This window comes from Arthrobacter oryzae (assembly GCF_031454875.1).
Classification (GTDB): domain Bacteria; phylum Actinomycetota; class Actinomycetes; order Actinomycetales; family Micrococcaceae; genus Arthrobacter; species Arthrobacter oryzae_D.
Genome location: NZ_JAVDRQ010000019.1, coordinates 1 through 21,899, shown reverse-complemented (window position 1 = coordinate 21,899; position 21,899 = coordinate 1). Strand labels below are relative to the sequence as shown.

Annotated in this window: 22 protein-coding genes and 2 pseudogenes; 13 read left to right on the top strand and 11 right to left on the bottom strand. The window is 65.2% G+C overall.

Annotated elements, in window-relative coordinates; all coding sequences use genetic code 11:
- The first annotated feature begins 113 nt into the window (after positions 1–113).
- A complete protein-coding gene (locus J2805_RS23340; protein ID WP_309980414.1) occupies positions 114–1,466 on the top strand; it encodes an MFS transporter in 1,353 nt (450 codons plus the stop codon).
- 74 nt (positions 1,467–1,540) lie between these two features.
- Here J2805_RS23340 and J2805_RS23335 read toward each other — a convergent pair whose 3' ends face one another.
- Both J2805_RS23335 and purN read right to left on the bottom strand, forming a co-directional pair.
- The gene (locus J2805_RS23335) at positions 1,541–2,476 is read right to left on the bottom strand and encodes a hypothetical protein (RefSeq protein ID WP_309980413.1); all 936 of its coding nucleotides are present in this window, start codon (positions 2,474–2,476) and stop codon (positions 1,541–1,543) included.
- Positions 2,477–2,610: 134 nt separating this feature from the next.
- The gene (gene purN / locus J2805_RS23330) at positions 2,611–3,174 is read right to left on the bottom strand and encodes a phosphoribosylglycinamide formyltransferase (RefSeq protein WP_309980412.1); all 564 of its coding nucleotides are present in this window, start codon (positions 3,172–3,174) and stop codon (positions 2,611–2,613) included.
- 39 nt (positions 3,175–3,213) lie between these two features.
- Between purN and J2805_RS23325 the strand changes: the two genes are divergently transcribed.
- Positions 3,214–3,645, top strand: a complete 432-nt coding sequence (locus tag J2805_RS23325; protein ID WP_309980411.1) for a hypothetical protein — start codon at positions 3,214–3,216, stop codon at positions 3,643–3,645.
- Between the two features lie 57 nt (positions 3,646–3,702).
- Here J2805_RS23325 and J2805_RS23320 read toward each other — a convergent pair whose 3' ends face one another.
- The gene (locus J2805_RS23320) at positions 3,703–5,019 is read right to left on the bottom strand and encodes a cell division protein PerM (protein ID WP_309980410.1); all 1,317 of its coding nucleotides are present in this window, start codon (positions 5,017–5,019) and stop codon (positions 3,703–3,705) included.
- Positions 5,020–5,081: 62 nt separating this feature from the next.
- Positions 5,082–5,693, bottom strand: coding sequence for a hypothetical protein (locus J2805_RS23315; protein ID WP_309980409.1), 612 nt, complete (start codon positions 5,691–5,693; stop codon positions 5,082–5,084).
- Positions 5,694–5,816: 123 nt separating this feature from the next.
- On the opposite strand from J2805_RS23315, the gene J2805_RS23310 reads away from it, so the two are divergent.
- The 3 genes from J2805_RS23310 to J2805_RS23300 all read left to right on the top strand — a co-directional run bounded on the left by J2805_RS23310 (position 5,817) and on the right by J2805_RS23300 (position 8,415).
- Positions 5,817–6,278: a DUF4383 domain-containing protein gene (locus tag J2805_RS23310; protein WP_309980408.1), complete on the top strand. Its 462-nt coding sequence runs from the start codon at positions 5,817–5,819 to the stop codon at positions 6,276–6,278.
- A gap of 444 nt (positions 6,279–6,722) precedes the next feature.
- Positions 6,723–8,174 (top strand): flotillin family protein, encoded by a 1,452-nt coding sequence (locus tag J2805_RS23305; RefSeq protein WP_309980407.1) that lies wholly within the window; start codon positions 6,723–6,725, stop codon positions 8,172–8,174.
- Positions 8,167–8,415 (top strand): hypothetical protein, encoded by a 249-nt coding sequence (locus tag J2805_RS23300; protein ID WP_309980406.1) that lies wholly within the window; start codon positions 8,167–8,169, stop codon positions 8,413–8,415. Before J2805_RS23305 ends, J2805_RS23300 begins: the two co-directional genes overlap by 8 nt.
- A gap of 26 nt (positions 8,416–8,441) precedes the next feature.
- On the opposite strand, the gene J2805_RS23295 is transcribed toward J2805_RS23300, so the two are convergent.
- Complete coding sequence (locus tag J2805_RS23295) at positions 8,442–9,233, bottom strand: ZIP family metal transporter (RefSeq protein WP_309980405.1); 792 nt, start codon at positions 9,231–9,233, stop codon at positions 8,442–8,444.
- Between the two features lie 75 nt (positions 9,234–9,308).
- Positions 9,309–9,488, bottom strand: a complete 180-nt coding sequence (locus J2805_RS23290; RefSeq protein WP_309980404.1) for a hypothetical protein — start codon at positions 9,486–9,488, stop codon at positions 9,309–9,311.
- Between the two features lie 64 nt (positions 9,489–9,552).
- Between J2805_RS23290 and J2805_RS23285 the strand changes: the two genes are divergently transcribed.
- Together J2805_RS23285 and J2805_RS23280 are read left to right on the top strand one after the other, a co-directional pair.
- A complete protein-coding gene (locus J2805_RS23285; RefSeq protein ID WP_309980403.1) occupies positions 9,553–10,728 on the top strand; it encodes a hypothetical protein in 1,176 nt (391 codons plus the stop codon).
- Positions 10,729–10,814: 86 nt separating this feature from the next.
- Complete coding sequence (locus J2805_RS23280) at positions 10,815–11,099, top strand: hypothetical protein (RefSeq protein WP_309980402.1); 285 nt, start codon at positions 10,815–10,817, stop codon at positions 11,097–11,099.
- Between the two features lie 176 nt (positions 11,100–11,275).
- Here the strand turns inward: J2805_RS23280 and J2805_RS23275 are convergent.
- Together J2805_RS23275 and J2805_RS24030 are read right to left on the bottom strand one after the other, a co-directional pair.
- A pseudogene (locus tag J2805_RS23275) lies at positions 11,276–11,374 on the bottom strand (L-rhamnose mutarotase); the annotation flags it as partial.
- Positions 11,375–11,759: 385 nt separating this feature from the next.
- A pseudogene (locus J2805_RS24030) lies at positions 11,760–12,050 on the bottom strand (hypothetical protein); the annotation flags it as partial.
- Between the two features lie 49 nt (positions 12,051–12,099).
- Here J2805_RS24030 and J2805_RS23265 point away from each other — a divergent pair.
- Both J2805_RS23265 and J2805_RS23260 read left to right on the top strand, forming a co-directional pair.
- On the top strand, positions 12,100–13,320 hold the full coding sequence (locus J2805_RS23265; RefSeq protein ID WP_309980401.1) for a glycosyltransferase family 4 protein: 1,221 nt from the start codon (positions 12,100–12,102) through the stop codon (positions 13,318–13,320).
- The gene (locus J2805_RS23260) at positions 13,317–14,693 is read left to right on the top strand and encodes a UDP-glucose dehydrogenase family protein (RefSeq protein ID WP_309980400.1); all 1,377 of its coding nucleotides are present in this window, start codon (positions 13,317–13,319) and stop codon (positions 14,691–14,693) included. The genes J2805_RS23265 and J2805_RS23260 overlap by 4 nt, the downstream gene beginning before the upstream one ends.
- Before the next feature lie 155 nt (positions 14,694–14,848).
- Here the strand turns inward: J2805_RS23260 and J2805_RS23255 are convergent, their stop codons facing one another.
- Positions 14,849–15,598, bottom strand: a complete 750-nt coding sequence (locus J2805_RS23255) for a GAF and ANTAR domain-containing protein (RefSeq protein ID WP_309980399.1) — start codon at positions 15,596–15,598, stop codon at positions 14,849–14,851.
- A gap of 320 nt (positions 15,599–15,918) precedes the next feature.
- Here J2805_RS23255 and J2805_RS23250 point away from each other — a divergent pair, with 320 nt between their 5' ends.
- From J2805_RS23250 to J2805_RS23235, 4 genes are all read left to right on the top strand, one after another.
- Positions 15,919–16,269: a LuxR family transcriptional regulator gene (locus J2805_RS23250; RefSeq protein ID WP_309980398.1), complete on the top strand. Its 351-nt coding sequence runs from the start codon at positions 15,919–15,921 to the stop codon at positions 16,267–16,269.
- Positions 16,270–16,407: 138 nt separating this feature from the next.
- A complete protein-coding gene (locus J2805_RS23245; protein ID WP_309980397.1) occupies positions 16,408–16,875 on the top strand; it encodes a DUF4383 domain-containing protein in 468 nt (155 codons plus the stop codon).
- Positions 16,876–17,036: 161 nt separating this feature from the next.
- The gene (locus J2805_RS23240; protein ID WP_309980423.1) at positions 17,037–17,591 is read left to right on the top strand and encodes a cysteine hydrolase family protein; all 555 of its coding nucleotides are present in this window, start codon (positions 17,037–17,039) and stop codon (positions 17,589–17,591) included.
- A 118-nt stretch (positions 17,592–17,709) separates the two neighbouring features.
- The gene (locus tag J2805_RS23235) at positions 17,710–19,854 is read left to right on the top strand and encodes a putative bifunctional diguanylate cyclase/phosphodiesterase (RefSeq protein ID WP_309980396.1); all 2,145 of its coding nucleotides are present in this window, start codon (positions 17,710–17,712) and stop codon (positions 19,852–19,854) included.
- A gap of 53 nt (positions 19,855–19,907) precedes the next feature.
- On the opposite strand, the gene J2805_RS23230 is transcribed toward J2805_RS23235, so the two are convergent.
- Together J2805_RS23230 and J2805_RS23225 are read right to left on the bottom strand one after the other, a co-directional pair.
- Positions 19,908–20,453 carry a hypothetical protein gene (locus J2805_RS23230; protein WP_309980395.1) on the bottom strand — a complete coding sequence of 182 codons (546 nt, stop codon included), beginning with the start codon at positions 20,451–20,453 and terminating at the stop codon, positions 19,908–19,910.
- 136 nt (positions 20,454–20,589) lie between these two features.
- Positions 20,590–21,429: an SDR family NAD(P)-dependent oxidoreductase gene (locus J2805_RS23225; RefSeq protein WP_309980394.1), complete on the bottom strand. Its 840-nt coding sequence runs from the start codon at positions 21,427–21,429 to the stop codon at positions 20,590–20,592.
- Positions 21,430–21,899: the final 470 nt, after the last annotated feature.

The window sequence follows — 21,899 nt, the reverse complement described above, 5'->3', positions numbered from 1 at the left end:
GTGGGGATGTGGCCAGTTTATCGCGTCCCGCGGGATGCCCTCCCTGCGCGCCCGAGTGTGAAGGCTGCGCACGGACCCCGCGCTGCAACGTAAAGTTTTCACAGGAGGCCGAGATGAATACTTACACCACTGTGCCCAGCGGCGAACAGGTGGTCCAGGAACTGCCGTGGCGATGGAAAGTCCAGGGGCGGATCTTCCTGATCGGCGGCCTGGGCTTCATGTTCGATGCGTGGGATGTGACGCTAAACGGGATCCTCATTCCGCTGCTGTCCACCCATTGGGCGCTCTCCCCCGGCGATGCCGCGTGGATTGGTACCGCGAACCTGATCGGCATGGCCCTCGGCGCCTTCGCCTGGGGCACCATCGCTGACACCATCGGACGCAAGAAGGCCTTCACGGCCACGCTGCTGATCTTCTCCCTCTTCACCGTTTTGGGTGCCTTTTCCCCGGATTTCATCTGGTTCTGCGTGTTCCGCTTCATGGCCGGTTTCGGCCTGGGCGGGTGCATTCCGGTGGACTATGCCCTTGTGGGTGAGTTCACACCGCGGAAGCAGCGTGGAAAGGTCCTCACGGCGATGGACGGCTGGTGGCCGGTGGGCGCTGCGCTGTGCGGCTTTGTCTCCGCCTGGCTGGTTGCCGCCTTCGCGGACTGGCGGCTGACCATGCTCGTGATGGTGCTGCCGGCCCTGCTGGTCTTCTGGGTGCGCCGCAGCGTTCCGGAGTCGCCGTTGTTCCTCATCCGCAAGGGCCGCCGCGAGGAGGCCGCCCAGGTGATCGATGACCTGGTCAAGGCAACGGGCGCCGAGCCCCGCGCCTACAGCCTCCCGGACGCGCAGGATGCACCGCGGCTCTCCGCCGGCAGCGCCTGGCTCCAGCTGGCCCGCGTGTGGCGGTTCAACTGGAAGATCACCGCCGCTGCCTGGTCCCTGTTCTTCAGCATCCTGCTGGTGTACTACCTGTCCCTGACGTGGATGCCGCGGATCCTGATCGGCGCCGGCTTCCAGGATTACAAGGCCTTCCTCACCACGGCATCGATGGCCGCCGTCGGGCTCCTGGGCGTGGTGGTGGCAGCAGTGCTGGTGGAACGGGTGGGCCGCAAGTGGATCCTGGCGATCACCGGCCCGCTGTCCGCGCTGACGCTGGTGATTGTGGCGTTCGTGGTGGACATCCCTTCGGCCGCCGTGTTCTGGCTGCTGGTGTTCGGGTTCCTTGTCCAGGTGGCCATCCCGGTGCTGTACACCTATGTCTCCGAGCTGTACCCCACGGACCTGCGCGGCACGGGCTTCGGCTGGGCCTCCACGTTCTCCCGGCTCGGTGCAGGATTCGGGCCGCTGATTTTCGCCTCGGTCCTGTGGCCGCAGCTGGGCCTGGCAACGTCCTTCGCCCTGGCCGGCGGGCTGGTCCTGCTGTCCGTGCTGTGGATGGCGTTCTTCTCCCCCGAGACGAAGCAGCGCACGCTGGCGTAGGTTCCTCCCCCTCCCCTCCCAACTAGGTAGCAGCAGGTGTCGTTTTGAGCCCTCAGAACGACACCTGCTGCTACCTACTTGGGTGACCAGCCGCTGCTGATAAGCGCCGTACGGACCTTCCCCACCGCGGAGCGTGCGCCATTGACCAAGTGGCGCTTGGAAATCCGCACGAGGGTCCATCCTGCCCGGGCGAAGTCCTCTTCACGGGCGATGTCCCGGATGATCTGCGCGGCCTCGGAATGGCCCTCACCTTCATATTCCACCGCCACTTTGTATTCCGGGTAGCTCAGATCAGGTTGACGCACGACGCCGTTATGCAGCTCTGTGGGTACGTTCAGTTTCGGGTCAGGCAGTCCGGCGTTTTCCAGCGCCAACCTAAGACGGGTCTCCGGCGCCGAATCGGCTCCTATCCGCGCCTGCTCCAAGGCAAGCCGGGCCTTCCGGATCCCGGGCGTTCCCTTGTGCCGGTCCAGCATGTCCGCCAACTCTTCGAGCGTCGCGTGTGGCTCAGTCCGCCCCTCGAAATCCGGCCGGGGAATTCGCAGCAGATGGTCTGCAACGACCGTCGATTCCTCGATGCTCATCTTCCGTGAGCAATCCAGCCAGGTCCGCGTCCGAGAGGTAACGAGCAGCCCATCGAGAGCGACAATTTCGTCCCCGAAGAACTGGCCGCGGTGGCCCCGCACGCCGGTTCGTCTCGGGATGGCCATCGTGTCCGGACGGGAAATGTGAATAATCGGATCGTCAGCGCCCGGCATGAACCCCGGAAACGACCAAAGTGTGAACGCCGTGGCGTGGGACGCGGCCGAGAACTCCGTGACCAAGGTAACGGGCCGGACCTGCCGCAGCAGTCCGGTGCCGTCGCTTCGCCAGGGCTGCCTGATCCCCCGGCTTGGCATGGTCAGCGAGCGGTGCCGCAAGCGGCGGCGGGTCACACCGGCGTCGACCGCTTCCTGGTACGTGAACGCTGCGGAACTGAGGGGTTCCGGCAGCGGCTGCGGGGTCTTCATCGCCCCATGGTGGCAAAAGTTGTGCGACGGCGCGGAAGTTATCCACAGACCCTATCCAAGCAGCCCAACTAGGTAGCAGCAGGTGTCGTTTTGAGCCGCCAAAACGACACCTGCTGCTACCTAGTTGGGAGCAACTACGAGGCGGCGAGCTGCGCCAGGGTCGAGACCAGGAGCCTGCGCTCCACGACCTTGATGCGTTCGTGCAGGGTGTCCTCGGTGTCGTCCTCGCGGATGGCAACGGCTTCCTGGGCGATGATGGGACCGGTGTCCACGCCGGCGTCGGCCCAGTGCACCGTGCAGCCGGTGACCTTCACGCCGTAGGCCATGGCATCGCGGACGCCGTGCGCGCCGGGGAAGGCCGGCAGCAAGGCGGGGTGGGTGTTGAGGTACTTGCCGTTGAACGCGTCGATGAAGTCCGGGCTCACGATCCGCATAAAGCCGGAGGACACCACCACATCCGGTTCATACGCTGCCACGGCTTCGGTCAGCGCCGCGTTCCAGTCCGCACGGTCGGCGTAGGCCTTGAAGTCCACCACGAACGTCGGGATTCCGGCGGCCGCCGAACGTTCCACACCGTAGGTCCCCGGCCGGTCAGCGCCGACGGCGGCGATCTCCACGTCCAGTTCGCCCGCCTTGACGGCGTCAATGACAGCCTGGAGGTTGGAGCCGGTACCTGACACGAGGACTACGATGCGCATGGCTCTAGCTTATGGGGCCGCTCGCGTAGGCTGGAAAACATGAACCCCCCGAAGGACCCCGCAACTTCCCAGCAGGCCCGGCAGCCCCTCAGCGATGCTGCCAAGGCGTCACTGCTGAAGACTCACAACCTGTTCCGCATTTTCATCGTGACCGTCCTGGGCTCCTTCTTCGTCTACCAGGTGGACGTCGCATACCTCTGGCTGACGGCCATCCTCACGGCAGCCAGCATCGTGCTCGGCATCGTGGTGCTGGTCCGCGCCGTCAGGCTGAAGGAGTCCAAGCTGGTGCTGTTCGGGTCCATTTCGGGGCTGGTGGTCTCGGCGGTGATGGTTCTCCTGGTCATGTTCTCCGCGGCGTTCTTCAACCAGGTCCGGGATTTCCAGCAGTGCTCCCGCAGCGCGCTCACCCAGCAGGCCATGACCCAGTGCCAGACGCAACTGGAGAGGTCACTCCCCATGCAGCTCCGCTGAGCCCTACGCTGAGCCGCGGCCAATTGGCCGAAAGGTAGCGCCCGACGGCGGGACCTCCTACGGCTGCGACGCTTCCAGGTCCGCTTCGCGCAGCTTCTGCTGGCGTTCCAGCCAAGGTCCCGCCGCGTAACCGATAACGACGCCGATGCCCACCTCTGCGGCCACCCACAAGGACGTGCTCAACGGGTCCGGGCCGATGTCCGTGAGGCGGCCGAGCCCGGCCGATCCGCGCGCCACCCAGGCCAGGCCGCCGGCCATCAGCCCCGCGGCAACGCCGGTGATCCCGCCCAGCACCAGCGTTGAGGCCGAAGCCGTGAACCAGCGGGCCCGGACCTTGATGGACAGCCATTCGTCGAAGTGGTTTTCGCCTTCGCGCAGGAACCACCAGCCGGCCAGGGCACCGGCGAGCACCGGCACCACCAGCGCCACGAAGCCATACTCCAGCGGGCCGGAGGGCAGTGCGGCGAACACCGGGATGGACGGCAGCGGGCCAACAGCGGTTCCCAGCGGTCCAGCCTGCGAGCCGACGCCCAAGGCGAAGCCGGAGCCGGACGTCCAGGCGAGCGCGAAGACGGCGAGGTTGGGGAGGAAGCCGAGCTGCGCGATGGTGAGCACGGCACCGCCCATGGCACCGGCGTCGAGCCCTTCATAGACGGCGATCACACGGTCCCAGTGGATAAACAGGTCCACCGCGAGGAGCGCCGCGGACATGGTGAAGGCGGCCATCAGCGCCACGAATCCGGCCTTGATGGAGGAGCCCAGGTAGGAACCGGCCCAGCGCGAATGCTGGCTGGTCCGGGCGATCCAGTCCACGGCGTCGACGCCGATCAGCCGGCTCCAGGACCCGGCTTCACGCCGGGCGCCCACCACCATGCCCAGGCCGAACGGAATCAGCGGTATCAGCCCGGCGAACCACAGGAAGATGGCGACATCGTCCGTACGGCACACGAAGCCCGTGGCCATGCCGAACCCGCCGTATACCAGCCACGAACCCAGCAGCGCCTGCCAGAGCTGGTCCGTGTAGGAAGCCCGCGCCAGGCGCCGGCCGGCCCGCCACGCCAGCAGGAACGGAATGAGCGTGAGGCCCAGCGGAATGAGCGACAGGGTGCCCGATTCGGCCTGCGCCGCCGCCTCCCCCGCCACCGTGGTCAGGTGCAGCGGCACCCCGTGGATCACCAGCCAGGCCTGGCCGCCAAGCCGCGCGAGGGCATCGAAATTGTTGTTCTGGAATCCGGCCGTGGCCCACACAGCCACGATGGGTGCCAGCACCACGAGCGCGGAGATAACCGCCGCCTGCGCTGACTCGAGCGCTCCCTGCAGCCACAAGGGCATGGGAATGCCACGGTCTCCGGTCTGATCAGCGCGCAGTTTCATCGTGTTCCATGGTGTCACGGCGGGCGCCCCGGGCCCGTCCGCGACAGGCTCAAACCGCGGAGTTACCAGAGCTCGTAGTTGTCCGTGCTGATCATAAAGCCGTGCCCTGTCCGCAGATGCGCGCAGGTCATGGCTCCCGGCGCCCGTTCGCACACCATGTTCCCCAGCCGCACCGTCTGGCCGTCCTGGATCCACGGGCCGGGGAACGCCGGCCCGGCCACTTCCTCGGCCTCCATGGGGGACGTTCCATTGCCGCACAGGCCGTACTGGGCGCCGCCGTCGAGCGTCACCACCGCATAGCCGCCGTAGTACTCGCTGAGCCCCATGCACTGGCCCTTGATGTCACCGGGCCGGGGCGCGACGTCATTGAGCAGGTGGCAGGCCGCACCGTCCGCGTCGATGGAGCACTGCATGTCCTTGCTGGCCGACTGCACCACCACGGGCAGCGGCGCCGGCCACGGCTGCGCGTTCACCCTGGGCAGGAGCTGTTCGGCCCTGTTCAGCGGACGGGAATTGGCCTTCGCCGCCGGCTCCGGGGCGGCCGTCCCGTCACTGACTCTCAGTGTGCCCAGGGCGGGGGCCTTCCCGGCGGGGACGGCCACGCTGCAGCCGGCGGCGGACAGCAGCACGACAGCGGCCACGAAGGTTCGGAGGATCACAGTGAGAAGGCGCATGGTCCTGCAAGTTCAGCAGAATAGGGCGGTTCTGTCGCTGGGCAGAAGTCCCCATACTAAGCGCTTTTTTCATTACCCAGCCGTAAAATTGGATTGTCCGCAATCAGTGGTTGGAGGCAGAAAATGACTACCGCATCCCCACATGCACATGGCGTTCACTTCGGGCGTACGGATGTCCAGAACGTTGGCATGGGTGTAGGTATTGTCCTGATGTTGGTGGGTGTCCTGGCGTTTATCCCGGGCATAACCCAGCAGTACAGCGAACTGAGGTTCCTTGGGCCCGATTCGCACGCCATGTTCCTTAGCCTGTTCCAGGTTTCCATTCTGCTGAACATCGTGCAGCTGGTCATCGGTGCAACGGGCTGGGCGATGTCCCGCAGTGGAATGGGCGCCCGGAACTTCCTCATGGGCTTTGGTGCGCTGTACATCGTCCTCAGCATCTACGGGCTCAGTGTCGGAGTAGATTCGGCGGCCAATTTCCTGTCGCTGAACACTATGGATAACTGGACCCACATGGTGCTGGGCGTGCTGATGATTGGCGCCGGCCTGATCCTCTCGAGGCATCTGGCCGAGGACCGCAGGTAACCCGGATCGCGTAGCCGGGACATAAGGAGCCGCTAATGAGGAACGATTCATAGCAATCTGAATGTATTAACCACCGGTTGGTGCAGTTGCCCTGCGTAGTCGCAGGCGGCTGCACCAGCTTTTTTTCGTAAGGACACCCCGCGCTGAGGGGCCAACGGCGGGCGGCGTCGGCCGTACCCGCCGGTGATCGAGCCTGTCGAGATCCTGCCCGGCCGCCAAACAGGCCCGACAACGTGACCAGGTGCCGCCGTCATGCGCCAAGGCCGTTGCCGCAGGCAAATATCATCCAGACTCTGGACTCTTGGGCGGGCGCCAATCAGACTGTCTACAACAGCTGGCCCGGCAGGCCGGAATTACCCGCATTCAAGCCGGCAGGGAATGTGCAGCTGCATCAATTGGGGCCTTACCGCGATGCCTGTTCCATACCCCTGAAAGGACCTGGTCATGCCGGACTTGTCAGCATTCTTCCCGCTAATTGCCGCCCTCATTGGCGCGATTCTCATCATTGTCTTTATTTGGGTGGCAATAAAACTGATGTGGAAAGTGGCTGAACCCAACGAGGCCCTCATCATCTCCGGCCTGACCCGCGGAACCCTGGAAACACGGGCCGGCATGGACTTTAAGATCGTCACCGGCAAGGGTGCGCTGGTATTCCCCGGGCTTCAGACAGTGCGCACCTTGTCGCTCACGTTGAATGAAACTGAGCTCAAAGTTTCCTGTGTTACCTCGCAGGGCATCCAGGTGATTGTCGAAGGGGTGGTGATTTACAAAATCGGCGATGCCCCGCCCTTCATTGCAAATGCCGCGAGGCGATTCCTGGGCCAGCAGCCCAAAATGGAAAGCCAGGTGTACAACGTCTTTGAGGGCCACCTGCGCTCAATCATTGGCAGCATGACCGTGGAGGAAATCATCCGCGAGCGGGACAAGCTTGGCTCGCAGGTCCGCAGCGCCAGCGGCGTGGAAATGGAGAAGCTGGGCCTGGTGGTGGATTCGCTCCAGATCAAGGACCTGCAGGATCCCACGGGGTACATTCAAAACATCGCAAAGCCGCACATTGCCCAGGTGAAGATGGAAGCCCGCATCGCCGAGGCCACCAGGAACCGGGAGGCCGCGGAGAAGGAAGCGGAGGCGGCGGCGCTCATCGCAGACGCCCAGAGCGTTTCGGCCATCCGGCAGTCAGTGGCGCAGGCCAACGCCGAACGGGCCAAGGCCAATGCCGCCCAAGCCGGCCCGTTGGCGGACGCGACAGCGCGGCAGCAGGTGGTGGTCCAGGAAACCGAAGTGGCCAAGCTGGAGGCAGATCGCGAAGAGCAGAAGCTGCAGACCACCATCCGCAAGCCCGCGGATGCCAAGGCCTACGCCAAACGAACGGACGCCGAGGGCCAGAAAGCCGCCGACATCAGTGCCGCCGAGGCGCTGGCCCGCCGTACCGAACTCGAAGCCCAGGTGAACGCCCGGCGGACGGAGCTCCAGGCCCAGGCCAACGCCACCGCGGCAGCCGCCGCGGCCGGCGCCACCAAAGTCACCGGCGAAGCCGAAGCCGCTGCCACCAGGGCACGCGGTGATGCAGCCGCGTCGGCCATCAAGGCGAAGGCACTGGCCGAGGCGGAGGGCATCAAAGCGCGCGCCGAGGCCCTCGGGACCAACCAGGACGCCGTCATTTCCCAGCAGCTGGCCGAGAACATGCCGGCCATCATCGCAGCCGCAGCCGAGCCGTTCTCGCATGTGGGCCAGATGACGGTCCTGAACGGAGGCGAAGGCGTCAACCGGATGCTCGGGGGGATCCTCGCCCAGGTGGGCGACTACCTGCCTGCCCTTTCCTCCGCGCTCAAAAACTCGCGGAAAGCCTCCGCTCAAGGCGACGGCAGGCAGCCGGCGAAAGCCCCCGATGCGTAAAAACGTTGACCGTAGCCTCACCGGGAAGATCGGACGGGTGACCGGGCGCATTGGCCCGGGCACCATCGGCGAAGTCATGCTGCCGTATCTGGGCGGCATCATGGCCTTCCACGCACACCCGTTCGACAAGGTCAGTGAGTTTCCGATTGGCGACGAAGTGCTGGTCATCTACTTTGATCCGCCGCAGACGGTCTACGTGGACGAACTGCCGGAAGTGCTAAGGCACGACGGCGGCCGATAAGCCAGGCTTTCGCTTCAGCTTCAGTTTCAGCTGAGCGAGAGGACGAACGACAGGACAAATCCAGCTGCCGTGCTGAGGGCCACAGCCGGACCGCCGTGTTCGAATGCCTCGGGCATCAGCGTGTCGGCGAGCGAGGCGATCACGGCGCCGGCGGCGAACGCCAGGGGCAGCGAGATGGTTCGGGGGTCGCTGCCGGACAACGGGCCGGCACCAACCACGACGGCCACCACCAGCAGGGCGGCGCATACCGTCCAGAGAACCATGATGCCGCCCGCGGACCTCCCCTGGCTCCGCATCGATGAGGCACCCACCAGGGCTTCGGGCAGGTTTGAGACGAAAATGGCCGCGAGCAGGGCCAGCCCTCCGGTGCCTTCGCCCAGGGAGACGCCAAGGGCTATGTTTTCGGGAACGCCGTCGAGCGTAACGGCAGCGAGCAGTGCCATCCCGGCAGCACCGCGGGTGGAGACCTGGCCGGCCGGGCGGTCGGAAGCGGCAGCGTCCGTGTCCAGCTTGGCACTGCCCCGGAACTCATCTGCCGGCGTTGCCTGTGAACCGGGCTGCGCCAGGCGATCAAGGAACGCGCTGAGTGCCGTGAACACGATGGCACCCACCATCAGGCCAACCGCGGCCAGGACAATTCCGCCCCGCTCATACGCGTCCTCGAAGAGCTCGAAGCTCAATGCCGTGATCAGGGCGCCCGCGGCAAAAGACAGCAGGATGGCCAGGAGACGCTTGGGCAGCTCAAACCGGGCACCGATGAATGCCCCCAGCACCAGTGCGCTGGACGCCACCATCCCAAAGAGCAACGACGCCGACACACCGTCAGTATAGGAGCCACGCCCCAGGTGCAAAAGGTCCGCAACATTGAGCGGCCCGGCCCGTGCAAGCCGACGTCAGAACCGCCACACGGAGTAGGGGACACTGGGCAGGTTTCCCGCCATCCACGGCCGTTCGGACCGCTCACGCGGCAGTACACCCCGGCCGTCGCGAATGACCACCACCACCGTTCCGATGACCCCTACGAGGGCAACAACGGCAAGGAAAAGAAGGACGACGACGATTGGCCCGGACATTTCTGGAACACCTCTAGTACCAATTTTACGGCGGTTTTCTCCCCCTGCCGATAGAGCCGGGCCAATGACGCGGCCACCCGCCCGTCCGCCGTCCCTGTTTCGCGGCGCAAAGGTCTGGACGGCTGGCACCACCGGGCGTATCCTGATTTTCCATTGCCACTGGGGGGTGATCTCGATGGGCGGCACTTTGCGCAATTGTTGCCACACTGCCCTGCGCCCATTTTTCCTCGCCGTGCTGCTGGCTGTTGCCTGGTTGGCGTGGGCCGCCGGCTCCGCGAATGCCGCCTCCGAAAATCCGAACCCACTGGGCTCGCTCGAGCAGGCAACCGTTTCACTCCTCTACAAAAAGGGCAGCACGCCCCCACCGGCAATCAAGGATGTTCCAGCCCCGGTCGCCGCTGTGCCGTCTCCGGTCTCCCGCACAGCGGCGGCCGTGGTCGACGTCGTGGATCCGGTTATTAGCCAGGCCACAGAAGTTCCGGGCACCGCGGTGAACAAGGTCGCCCCGCCGCTCACCGACGCGGTCACCGGCACGGTCGACGCCGTGACCGACGCCGTGGACACTGTGAGCGACACAGTCAGCACCATCGTGTCAGGGGTGGATTCACTGGCACCGGCTTTGCCGGGCGTCCAGGTTCCGTCGCTTCCGATTCCCGCGGTGCCCGTTCCCACAGTGCCCCTTCCGACGCTCCCAGTTCCTACTGTGCCAGTTCCCACCGTTCCGCTGCCGACTGTGTCAGTTCCCACCGTTCCGGGAACGCAGGTTCCACTGCCGGAAGGGACTATCCCCGGGCGTTCCCCCGTCACAACCGCGTCGCCGTCCGGCTTTGACGCCGTGGCGGAGGCACATGCCGGCCTTGAGGCAACCGCCCGGTCCGATTCACAGGCTGCCAAGAAGACCGAGGCGGCTCCGCAGCAGGCCCGGCGGGCAGTAACACTGCTGGAGTTCCTGGCGAACACGCAATCACTACGGACGATGGCGGCAACCATTGGCTACGTTGTGTCGGCAACGCCATCACCGGCAAACGCGCCGGAACCTGAACAGGTGTTCCGCTTCGCCGCCCTGCAGAACCAGTCCGGTTCCCCAGCGGCGGGTACGGGCAGCGCCGGAGCCGAGGCGTCGGCAGATGTCGCGGCTTTTTGGAACATACGGCACGATGCCCGCAGCGGCCTCATGCCGGACGCGGCGCTGATCCTTGCCGCGGGTCCGTCATTTGATCCGGGGTCTTCCCCCGACTGAGAAGGTCACCTCTGCGCTCTTTCAGGCAGAGCATGGCCACCGACGCCGTCGGCGTACGGAATCAAAACTCAGTCAGGAGAAATGTCATGTCCACCTACACCCAGCTTTTCAGCGCCGCCCCGATCGTCCCTTCCGCCCCTGCCCGTGCCCGCATCGGCAACTGGCCCGACCCGATGCAGGCAAGCATCGGCAACTGGCCCGACCCGATGAACGCCCGGATCGGGTGGTGGCCCAACACCATGCAGACCCGCATCGGCAACTGGCCGGACCCGATGAACGCCCGCATTGGATGGTGGCCCAACACCATGCAGACCCGCATCGGCAACTGGCCCGATCCGATGAACCGGGCGGATTCGGCGGCCGGCCGCTGACCCGGGACCGGTCCGGATGTTGTCCCGCGTCCGCATGGGGGTGATACGGGGCAGCATCCGGGCCCATCATGGTCAGGTTCCAGGGCTGCCTCAGCGGCCGAAGCCAACTGGTCTCCAAGATGGAAGACCTCGGTCAGCTGGAGGAAGCCTTCGTCCGGGGCGCCGCTGAGCTCCTCGAAGAACGGGCTCATCTCCGCCTGCCAGCGGGCGTTGACTTCCCTGGCTGCCATCCCGGCCCGGGCGGCTTCGAGGTCTGCGGTCTCGAAGTAGCCAATAAGGAGGCCGTCGGCTCGAAGGAAGAGCGAATAGTTGTGCCAGCCTGATCCCGTCCACGTTCAGGACGGTGTTCCCGATATCCGCCTCGGTCTTGGGGAACAGCGTGCCGATGTCCCGGCCCACCATTTCACGGACAATCCGCTCCACGGTGACGTCGGCGGTTCGGTGGGTGGCGATGTAGCGTCCGTCCCGCATGACCGTGCTCCGGTCGCAGAGATCGAAGACCTCGGCGAACCGGCGCGAGATGAACAGGATTCCGGTTCCCTTGTCGCGGAGGGCGCGGGCCACGGCGAAGAGCCGGTCCACTTCCACGCCGCTGAGTGCGGCGGTGGGCTCGTCCATGACCAGCACTTTGGCCTCCATGGAGATGGCTTTTGCGATTTCGATGATCTGCTGATCAGCGATGGACAGTCCCTCCGCCACGCGGGAGGGGTCGATCGGCACACCGAGCCGCTGGAACAGTTCGCTGGCCTGGCGCCGCATCTGCGCGCGGCTGATCAGCCCGGAGCGTCCCTTGGGCTGGCGGCCGATGAAGATGTTTTCCGCAACCGTAAGGTCCGGGAACAGGTTGGGTTCCTGTAGATGACGGAGATGCCGGCGGCCTTGCTCTCCCCCACGTTGGCGCCGTCGTCGTGCGTCCGCCGGCCCCGCTGTTAACCCAACCTTCCCCCGCACGTCATGCCCGCTCTCCCGTCAGGCAACGTGCCCCGCGCACCGTGGAGGGGTGAGGATCGCAATCGTTGCTGAATCATTCCTGCCACTGATGAACGGGGTTACGCACTCCATCCTTCGGGTGCTTGAGCATCTGCAGGAACGGGGCGATGACGTCATGGTGATCGCCCCGTCGACACAGGACGCAGAGGTCCTGGATGTAGTGCACGGTGCGTTCGTGCACCGGCTTCCGTCCGTGCCCCTGGCCGGATATACGAACGTGCGGGTGGCGATGGGCGGTGTGAACCGGGTCAAGAGAATCCTTGCCGATTACGCGCCGGACGTCGTGCACCTGGCATCCCCGTTCGTGCTCGGCTGGCGGGCGGTGCAGGCGGCACACCAGCTGGGGATCCCCACCGTGGCCATCTACCAGACCGAGGTTCCCAGTTACGCCGCCCGCTACGGAGTGCCGTTCATGGAGAACTGGGCCTGGAACCGGGTGGAAAACATCCACCTGCTCGCTTCCCGGACGCTGGTGCCGTCCACCTTCGCGCTGAACCAGTTGCGCGGCCGCGGTGTACTGCGGGTGGACATGTGGCGGCGCGGTGTGGATACCGCGCGCTTTGCGCCGGGAAAGCGCGACGACGGGTGGCGGGCCTCCGTTGCCCCCGGCGGCGAGCGGATCATTGGCTACGTGGGCCGGCTCGCCGTTGAAAAGCAGGTGGAGGACCTGGCCGTGCTCTCCGATGTGCCGGGCACCAGGCTGGTGATCGTCGGCGACGGCCCGCAGCGTGAGGCGCTGCAGGAAGCCCTGCCGAACGCTGTTTTTGCGGGGTTCCTCGGCGGCGAGCAGCTGGCCAGGGCGGTGGCATCCTTCGATCTGTTCGTGCATCCCGGCGAGTTCGAAACCTTCTGCCAGACCATCCAGGAGGCCATGGCATCGGGCGTGCCGGTGGTGGCCACCGGGCGCGGCGGCCCGCTGGACCTGGTGGAGAATTCCCGCACCGGCTGGCTGTACAAGCCCGGGGACCTGGCCGGGCTGCGTTCGCATGTCATGGACCTGATGGGCGACGACGCCAAGCGCCGCGCGTTCGCCGCGGCAGCGCACGCCTCGGTTCAGGGGCGGACGTGGCCGGCGCTGAGCGCCGAGCTGGTGCGCCACTACCGGGCAGTGATGGCCGGCGAACCGGTGGTTGAGCCTGTTCAACCACCCATCCGGCGCGCGCCGGTGGTCGCGCCCGTGGTTGCACCCGTGGCGGCGCCCGCCCAAACCAAACGAGGAGTGTCTTTATGAGAATTTCCGTGATCGGCTGCGGCTACCTCGGTGCCGTGCACGCAGCAACCCTGGCATCGATGGGCCACACCGTGGTGGGCATCGACGTCGACGCGGCCAAGGTGGAGCAGCTGGCCCGCGGCTTCGCCCCGTTCTTCGAACCGGGGCTGGACGAGCTCCTGCAGGACGGCCGGGCCAGCGGCCGGCTCACGTTCACCACGGATTTCGCCGACGCGGCCGGCGCCCAGGTGCACTTCCTCTGCGTGGGTACGCCGCAGTCCAAAACGTCCGACGGCGCCGACCTCAGCTACCTGGTGTCCGCCACCGAAAGCCTCCTTCCACACCTGGCCCGGCGCTCCGCCGTCGTCGGCAAGTCAACCGTCCCGGTGGGCACGGTGGACATGCTGGCCGGCATCCTGTCCGGGCGCCCGGACGTGATGCTGGGCTGGAACCCGGAGTTCCTGCGGCAGGGCACCGCGGTTAAGGATTCGCTGGTGCCGGACCGCCTGGTTTACGGCGTTCCGGGCGGGAAGGCCGCCGCGTTCGACCGCACAAGCGGGACGGGCCGCGGCGTGACGGCTGCGATGGATGCTGTCTACCAGCCTCTGCTGCGCGCCGGGATTCCGCGGCTGGTGTGCAACTTCGCCACCGCGGAACTGATCAAGTCGGCGTCCAACGCGTACCTGGCCACCAAAGTCAGCTTCATCAATGCCATGGCCGAGCTGTGCGACGCATCCGGCGCGGACGTCACCGAGCTGGGCGAGGCGATGGGCCTGGACCCGCGGATCGGCGGCCGGTACCTGCATGCCGGGCTGGGGTTCGGCGGCGGGTGCCTGCCCAAGGACATCCGCAGCTTCCGGGCGCAGGCCTCTGCCCTGGGCGTGGACTCGGTGGACGAGTGGATGGGCGTGGTGGATGCCATCAACCTGGGCCAGCGGCAACGGACGGTGGAGATCGCCGCGGAGCTGTGCGGCGGCTACCTTGCCGGCCGGACGGTGACAGTGCTGGGCGCTGCCTTCAAACCGGCAACGGACGACATCCGCGACTCCCCCGCCCTGGACGTCGCCGGGCAGCTGGCCGCCGCCGGCGCGCACGTGACGGTCACGGACCCCAAGGCGATCAATAATGCGTGGATGCGGTACCCGCAGCTGCGCTTCGAGAGGTGCATGGACCGCGCGCTCGAGGGAGCCGAGCTGGTGCTGCTCCTGACTGAATGGGACGAATACCGTTCGCTGTCGCCCACGGTTGCGGGCTCGCTGGTACGACGCCGGACGGTGCTGGATGCGCGCAATGTGCTGGACGCTTCGGAATGGCGGGCGGCGGGCTGGACCGTGCGGGGGCTCGGCACCGGGGCGCTCACTGTGACGGATGTTCCCTCGGTCAGCAGGGCATAGGCGGCCGGGGGCGTTAGTCGCGACGGCGCTGTCCGGGTGCGCGACGGCGCGCAACCGACCTGGGCGGGTCAGTCCGGGCGCGCAGCCGACCTGGGCGGGTCAGTCCGGGCGCGCTGCCGACCCTGCGCGGGTCAGTCCGGGCGCGCTGCGGCGGATCAGGCGTCGAAGTGCGTTGCCACGGGTGCGCGGGCTATGTCCTTCACAATCGAAGCGGCAACGTCGCGCAGTTTCATGTTGCGGTGGTTCGACGCTGCCGTCATGATTCGCATGGCCGTCTCCTGGCTGCAGCGGTTCTGCGCCATGATGGCGCCGGCAGCCAGGTCGATCACCGTACGGGACCTCATGGCGGCCGCCATGTTGTCGCGGGTGTCAGTCAACGAGGCGATCCGCAACGCCAGTCGCAAGGATTTTGAGGCGTGACTGGCGAAATACTCCACTCGGGAGATGTCCTCACCGCTGAAACCGTGCGGCTTCGGCGAATAGAGGTTCAATGCTGCCCGGGTTTCCCCTTCAACCGCGAGGGGAACACCGAGGATGCTGCAGATGCCGTGGTTCGAAGCGGCCGCCACGTAGTCCGGCCAGCGCCGTTCTTCGCTCAGGTCCGGCACCAGAACGCTGCTCATTTGCTTCATTGCTGTGAGGCAGGGTCCTTCGCCGAAAGTGTTTTGCAGTTGGTCCATGGCCTTTGCCCTGTTGTCGCTGCTGGCAAGGGTGAGTGGCTTTTTACGGCGAAGCAGCGTCACGCCACACAGCACCGGACCGCCAACGCTCGAGAACGTCGCTGAAGTAAAGCGGGCAAGTTCGGCCGCAAAGGCTTCGACGTCGGGGCTGTCCAGGACCAGATCCTGGAGGTATCCGTCGACGGTGAGGTCTGAAGCGGTAATGGAGTTGATATCTAGGGTCATGCCGATCTTGCTTCCTTAAGCAGGATGCGCCGACCCCAGTATCTGGCGCATCATCGGTCCGCTTTACTGCCAAACGGCTCTGCTCCAAGACTACTATGCAACTGTTGTCACGTCCCCGGGACAGCCAACGTTCCACGATGCGCGAACGCGGTGCGCGAACGCGGTGCCGAAGGCCGAAAAGGTGTTTAGCGCTACCTCTGGATCAGAGTCATAAGTATGCTTATCATATTGCCAAGGCATGGAATGGCAGGGACATCAACGGCCTTTGCGCACGGTTGATGCGTACACACGATCGAGCGTGGGGAGCAAGGATGCGGTACATGCTAGCTAAGGTCCTGTTGGCCTACGGAGTGGGCACCATCGTATTTTTGTCGGCCGCGCTATTGGCTGCCGGGCCCGCCTCCGCCTCCGCGCAAGTCGTGGTTCGCGGGACTGTCGTGGAGGCCGCACAGACGGCCACCTCAGTCCCCGCGACCTCCCCGTCACCGGACGCGACTACCGACACCCCGACTCCCTCCCCGGGTCCGGCAGACCCCGGAACCGGGGAGACCGGTGAAGCAAAGGACACCCGGACAGACTTCGCTCCTGCCTACATAGCCGCGATCGTCGTCGTAGTGGCCGTGGTGGTCCTGATTCTTTGGCGCCGGAGGGGCAAGAAGACCATCGTTTAGGCGCCTTGAACCGAGGCGGGCAAAATCCGCCATAGATAGGAAAGGGGGCTGACATCACCAGGAACTTCCCGGAAGACCGGGTGGGAGAACTCGTCGAATTCATCTCCTACTGACTGTCCACGACTATCAGGAGTCATCATGACAAACGCAAATGTATCCGGGCGCAGCATGACAACCATTCAGCGGGCCGCCCAAGCGGTGGGCGCTGTGTTCCTGCTCGTCGGCGTCCTGGGCTTCATCCCCGGAATCACCACCAACTATGAAAGCCTCGGTGCGGCCGGCCACGGCTCCGGAGCCCTGCTGCTGGGTGTTTTCCAGGTTTCCATCCTGCACAACATCGTGCATCTGCTGTTCGGCGCCGCGGGTATCCTCATGGCGAGGACGGCGGCCCAGTCCCGCAACTATCTGGTGGGCGGCGGTGCGGTGTACCTCGTCCTGTGGCTGTACGGCATGTTGATCGGCCACGATACGCCGGCCAACTTCATTCCAGTCAATAGCGCAGACAACTGGCTCCACTTGGTTCTCGGGCTGGGCATGGTGGCCCTGGGTCTCGCTCTCGCACGCAGGACCAGGACGGCGGGCACGGGAAGGGCTGCATTCCACTGACCGGACTGACCGTCAGAGAAACATCCGATTAGGTCCTAGGCAGAAGCCGGTACATCGGCACTCAGCGATAAGGATTCATGGGAGCCGCGGCGGTCGCTACCTCCTCGAGGCAGTGATTCCGCGGCACCCTGGTGTATCGCCGGACGGCGGGAGGATCAATGGTGATCACGGTTGTAGTTATCGATATGCAGAATGCTTACTTTGAGGATCCTGCCCTGGGCCGGCGCCGGGATGAACTCGTCGAGTCATGCAACGCACTCATGGATGCGGCCCGCAGCAGGGGCGCAAAGGTTCTGCTGGTGAAGACGGAGCACGAGCGGGACAGGTCGACCTGGACGCTCAACATGCTGGAGGACGACCAAGGCTTCATTTTCCGCGGCTCGGAGCAGGCCGATTTCGTTCCGGGCCTCGCGACCGCGGGGTTGCCGCAACTGGTCAAAACCCGTGACAGTGCCTTTCTGGGAACCGACCTCCTGTGGCGCCTGCGGAACTGGGACTCGGACACGATCGTGCTCGCAGGGGTGTCCTCCCACAACTGTGTGGCCCAGACCGGCGCCGACGCGTTCGGGCACAACATCCGGGTCGTTTACGCCGAGGAGGCCACCGGCTCAGAAGATCGCGAGGCCGAGAAGGCCCTGCTATCCATACTGACCAGGGAATACCGCCAGGAAATGCTCCGGCTTCCGCAGATCGAGGCCCTCCTCGACGGACACTAGCGCGGAGACGCCGATTGGGCACATGACAAGCCATGCTGATCTTTGCCCTCTATGATGTGCGGAGGGGAGGACATTCTATGAAGAATTGGCGGTCTCACGTGGTCCTGAAGGTGCTGTGATGGTGGTGCACGGAAGCCACGAACCAGGGACATTCTCGGGCACTGATTATCAGGCCATCATCGATTCACTTCCGGACGCCCTTCTGGTGATCGCCCAGGCTGGCACGATCATCCTTGTGAACACCGCGGCCGAGCGTATGTTCGGCTACTCCCGGGAGGAACTTGTCGGCCAGGACCACCGGATGATCCTCGCCGAGGGTTACCGTTTGGGCTTCCGGCGCCTGTTCAAGGCGCTCCGCGCAGAACAGGATTCCGGAGACAGCCCGCCGTTCGAGGCGTACGGCCTGAGGAAGGACGGCACGGAATTCCAGGGTGAGATGGCGTGCGCCCTGCTGCACTCTGCTGCCGGCCCCCGTATGACCGTCTCGGTCCGCGCGATGCAGCACCGCGAGGAGCCCGACGACGGACTGCGCGAAGCTATGTCCCTGCTCAGCGCCACGCTCGAGTCGACGGCGGACGGCATCCTTGTGGTCGGGACTGACGGCCAGATTGCCGGTGTCAACGAGCAGTTCGTGTCCATGTGGGGCATTCCGCGCGAGTTGCTGGCAACGCACGACGATGAAGCGGTGATCGGTTACGTGCTGGGACTCCTGGAGGATCCCCGGGGCTTCCTGGATAAGGTCAACGATCTGTACGCCCACCCGCTGGCCGAGAGCAACGACATCCTGAAGTTCATCGACGGCCGGACGTTCGAACGGTACTCGCGTCCGCAGAGAGTAGCGGACAAGGTGGTGGGTCGCGTGTGGAGCTTCCGCGACGTGACTCCGCGGCTGGCCGCCCAGGACCAGGCGAAGCAGGCCATGGCCCATCTCGCCGAGCAGGCGGCACAGCTCAAGGCGCTGGCGTTCCAGGACCCGCTCACCGGGCTGGCCAACCGCAAACTCTTCAACGACCAGCTCGGTGACGCGCTCCGCGGCGACCGGGCCATTTCCGTGGACGTCCTGCTGCTGGATCTGGACGACTTCAAAGAGGTCAACGACATTCTCGGACACCATGCCGGCGACGAAATGCTCACGGAAGTGGCCCGCAGGCTACGTTCGTGTGTCCGTCCGGACGACACCGTCGCACGCCTGGGCGGAGACGAATTCGTGGTGCTGCTGATAGCTTCCCCGGATCCGGATGCCGTCGCCGAACGCATCGTGGCGTCGCTTAATGTGCCCATGTGGATTGACGGCTCCATGCTGCGCCCCAGCCTGAGCCTGGGCCTGGCCTCGGTGGGCAGTGAAACCGTCGCGGGTTCCGAGCTGCTCCGCCAGGCCGATGTGGCCATGTACGCGGCCAAGGCCGCCGGCAAGAACCGTTACATGCGGTTCGAGCCGGACATGATGACGGCGCTCGTGCAGCGCACGGACATGGAGGCCGGACTCCGTGTGGCGGTGGACACCGGACAGATTTTCGTGCACTACCAGCCGGTCATCTCACCCCGGCACGGTGAGGTTGTCCAGTTCGAGGCACTTGCTCGGTGGAAACGCGACGGGGAAATGGTTCCGCCGGGACAGTTCATTCCGACGGCGGAGCGCAGCGGGCTGATCTCTGCCATTGGCCTGCAGGTATTGCGGCACAGTTTCACGGAGCTGCAGCCGTGGCTCGCTGCCGATGCCACACGCTCCGTAGCCGTCAACGTTTCGGGTGTGCAGCTGAAGGAGTGCAAGTTTGCCGACGACGTTCTGCAGCTTGCGGGCGCCTGCTGTGCGGACCCGCGGCAGCTGGTCCTGGAAGTAACGGAGAGCGTCTTCTTTGATCCGGACGCACATGTGATCCGGCAGTTGGACCTGCTCCGTGACGCCGGCGTTCGCGTGGCGCTGGACGACTTCGGTACCGGCTACTCCTCACTGGGGCGGCTGCAGGATCTACCCGTGGACGCAGTGAAGATAGACCGTTCCTTCGTCTCCATGGTCCGAACCGGTGCCGAGAAGCTGCCCATCCTGAACTCCATGATCAACATGGCCCACAGCCTGGGCCTGACGGTCACAGCCGAAGGTATCGAAACCACAGCCCAGGCAACCTACCTGACTAACCTGGACTGCGATTCCCTGCAGGGTTACCTGTTTTCCCACCCAGAACCTGAGTCCGGCCTGGAGCTGGCGCTGCTGCGCTCGGCCGATGCCATCGACGAGATGCGCGGCGTCCGGCTGGAGGGCTGAGCGGGGCGAGGGTCCCACGGCTGCCTGGGGCGACGGCTTCGACGGGGCCCGCGCTACCCGTCGAGTCCCTCGACTACATCGATTCCGGTCAGGTCGTAACAGGCCTGGCGCAGGGCTGCGAGGTATCCCATGGTCTCTTCCGATGCCGGCTGGTCGCTGGGAAACAGGATCTGGGCCCACAGGATCCGCGTCGCCACGCCGGATTGGACGCGGATTTCCGGAGGAGCCGCTGCCGTGACCTTCTCCAAGGTCGCCATAGCTTCCTTCGGGGGAACGGTTCCCTCGTTGAGAACCTTGAAGCCTTGTTTCCACACACTGCAGACTTCGTCGACGCTCATTGTGGGAACCGGCTCGGACAGCTGTACGTTCGGGGCCGGCCTTTGAACAATGATGGATGGTGATTCTGGCGACTCTGCGGTGGGGTGCTCAAAAGCCTCGGCCGGAGCGGATGTAGGAGCCGGCGCTTGTCCCGATTCCGCAGCGGAAGAATCCGGAGCCGGCCCTGCAGCTGTGGACGCCGCGGGCCCTGCCACAGGCAGCGAGCACCCAACCAGCCCCAGCGCGATAGCAATGGCCAGCGCAGTGATGAACTTCTTCACGGTTCCCCCTCATATCGAATGTCACCACGCTATGAGCGCACGGGGGCAAGCGGAACGGAGGCCAAACGATATGTGCATAACCGGGCCTAGGAATCCTGGGCCCTGCCCGTGAGCCCGGGGCGCGGCTAACCCTGAGTCAGCTTCGCTGGTCGATCTTGTCCGTGCTGACCAAGGCTACGCTGCGGTCCCAGAGCTGGCGCGCCAGCTGGGCGTCGTAGGCCTGCCTGTTGGCTTTGCCCAGCGCACGCTTGGCATAGTAGGCGCCGGAAACCCAATCCTGCCCGGGCACTGTGGTGGCAAGCCAGACGAGGGTGTCTGCGCCCTGCTCCGGAGTGAGCATGAAGCGCTTGATGAAGGTCTTGTAGGCGAACCGGAACCAGCTGGTCGATTCTGCCGCGAAATTGGTGGCCACGCCGCCCGGATGGAAGGCGGCCGTGGAGATGCCGGCTGCGTTATACCGGTGGTGCAGCTCGGTGGTGAACAGGATGTTCTCGAGCTTGGAGGTGCCGTAGGCCTTGCTGGCGGAGTACTTCCCGGCGGCGTCAAGGTCATCGATATCCACAGACCCGAACGTGTTCGCCGCGCTCGAGGTGTTGATCACGGTCGCATGGCTCGCCGTCAGCACGTCCATCAGCTCGTTGGTCAGCAGGAACGGCGCCAGGTGGTTCACCTGGAAAGTCTTCTCGTGGCCGTCCACGGTCAGCTCACGCTTACCCATGATGCCGCCGGCGTTGTTCGCCAGGACGTCGATCCGCGGGTATTTCTCCTTCAGCTGAGCGGCAAGAGTGCGCACCTGGGACAGGTCAGCGAAGTCGCTGACAAAATGATCGACGCCGATCTCTTCCGCCACCGCCCGGGTCTTTTCAGCGGAACGCCCGACGACGACAACAAGCTCCCCTGCCTTCGCCAGCGTCCGTGCGGCGGAGGCTCCAATGCCGTCGCTCGCTCCGGTAATAACGATGGTTCGTGCAGCCATGAAGTCTCCCAGTCAATGGTGGAGCGTGCCGATGCCCGGCGTCCCGAAGCCCGATCAGTACAACGACGACGCGGCGGTTCGTGTTCCGAGCACGCTCCCTCACATCCGAGGTGAAAATCCGCGACGCTCTCTCACTTCCTGGGTGAAAGTCCGCGGCGCTCTCTCACTTTTCGCGGGAGAATTGCGGACGCTCTCTCAGTTTTCGCGGGATTTACGACGGCGGTGTGTGGTTTGCGTGCCCGGCCGGCCGCCAGGGTGTGAGAGAGGGTTGCCCGAACGGGCCCGGGATGTGAGAGAGGGTCAGGGTGGGAGGCGCGGGATGTGAGAGAGCGTCGGCCTTTCCGCTGCAGGATGTGAGAGAGCGTCGGGTATTGAGTGGTGTGGTGGTTAAAGTGGGAGAGCCTCCAAACAGTGTTTGGAGGCTCTCGACCTAATGGTTGTCCGGCGGTGACCTACTCTCCCACACCCTC

What these genes read in the sequence shown, in the direction of transcription:
- J2805_RS23325 (WP_309980411.1), top strand. Translation starts at nt 3,214, where the DNA reads ATGAACCCCCCGAAGGACCCCGCAACTTCCCAGCAGGCCCGGCAGCCC.
- J2805_RS23310 (WP_309980408.1), top strand. Translation starts at nt 5,817, where the DNA reads ATGACTACCGCATCCCCACATGCACATGGCGTTCACTTCGGGCGTACG.
- J2805_RS23335 (WP_309980413.1), bottom strand. Translation starts at nt 2,476, where the DNA reads ATGAAGACCCCGCAGCCGCTGCCGGAACCCCTCAGTTCCGCAGCGTTC.
- J2805_RS23320 (WP_309980410.1), bottom strand. Translation starts at nt 5,019, where the DNA reads ATGAAACTGCGCGCTGATCAGACCGGAGACCGTGGCATTCCCATGCCC.
- J2805_RS23300 (WP_309980406.1), top strand. Translation starts at nt 8,167, where the DNA reads ATGCGTAAAAACGTTGACCGTAGCCTCACCGGGAAGATCGGACGGGTG.
- J2805_RS23225 (WP_309980394.1), bottom strand. Translation starts at nt 21,429, where the DNA reads ATGGCTGCACGAACCATCGTTATTACCGGAGCGAGCGACGGCATTGGA.
- J2805_RS23305 (WP_309980407.1), top strand. Translation starts at nt 6,723, where the DNA reads ATGCCGGACTTGTCAGCATTCTTCCCGCTAATTGCCGCCCTCATTGGC.
- J2805_RS23315 (WP_309980409.1), bottom strand. Translation starts at nt 5,693, where the DNA reads ATGCGCCTTCTCACTGTGATCCTCCGAACCTTCGTGGCCGCTGTCGTG.
- J2805_RS23280 (WP_309980402.1), top strand. Translation starts at nt 10,815, where the DNA reads ATGTCCACCTACACCCAGCTTTTCAGCGCCGCCCCGATCGTCCCTTCC.
- purN (WP_309980412.1), bottom strand. Translation starts at nt 3,174, where the DNA reads ATGCGCATCGTAGTCCTCGTGTCAGGTACCGGCTCCAACCTCCAGGCT.
- J2805_RS23290 (WP_309980404.1), bottom strand. Translation starts at nt 9,488, where the DNA reads ATGTCCGGGCCAATCGTCGTCGTCCTTCTTTTCCTTGCCGTTGTTGCC.
- J2805_RS23340 (WP_309980414.1), top strand. Translation starts at nt 114, where the DNA reads ATGAATACTTACACCACTGTGCCCAGCGGCGAACAGGTGGTCCAGGAA.
- J2805_RS23235 (WP_309980396.1), top strand. Translation starts at nt 17,710, where the DNA reads ATGGTGGTGCACGGAAGCCACGAACCAGGGACATTCTCGGGCACTGAT.
- J2805_RS23245 (WP_309980397.1), top strand. Translation starts at nt 16,408, where the DNA reads ATGACAAACGCAAATGTATCCGGGCGCAGCATGACAACCATTCAGCGG.
- J2805_RS23250 (WP_309980398.1), top strand. Translation starts at nt 15,919, where the DNA reads ATGCTAGCTAAGGTCCTGTTGGCCTACGGAGTGGGCACCATCGTATTT.
- J2805_RS23255 (WP_309980399.1), bottom strand. Translation starts at nt 15,598, where the DNA reads ATGACCCTAGATATCAACTCCATTACCGCTTCAGACCTCACCGTCGAC.
- J2805_RS23260 (WP_309980400.1), top strand. Translation starts at nt 13,317, where the DNA reads ATGAGAATTTCCGTGATCGGCTGCGGCTACCTCGGTGCCGTGCACGCA.
- J2805_RS23285 (WP_309980403.1), top strand. Translation starts at nt 9,553, where the DNA reads ATGACGCGGCCACCCGCCCGTCCGCCGTCCCTGTTTCGCGGCGCAAAG.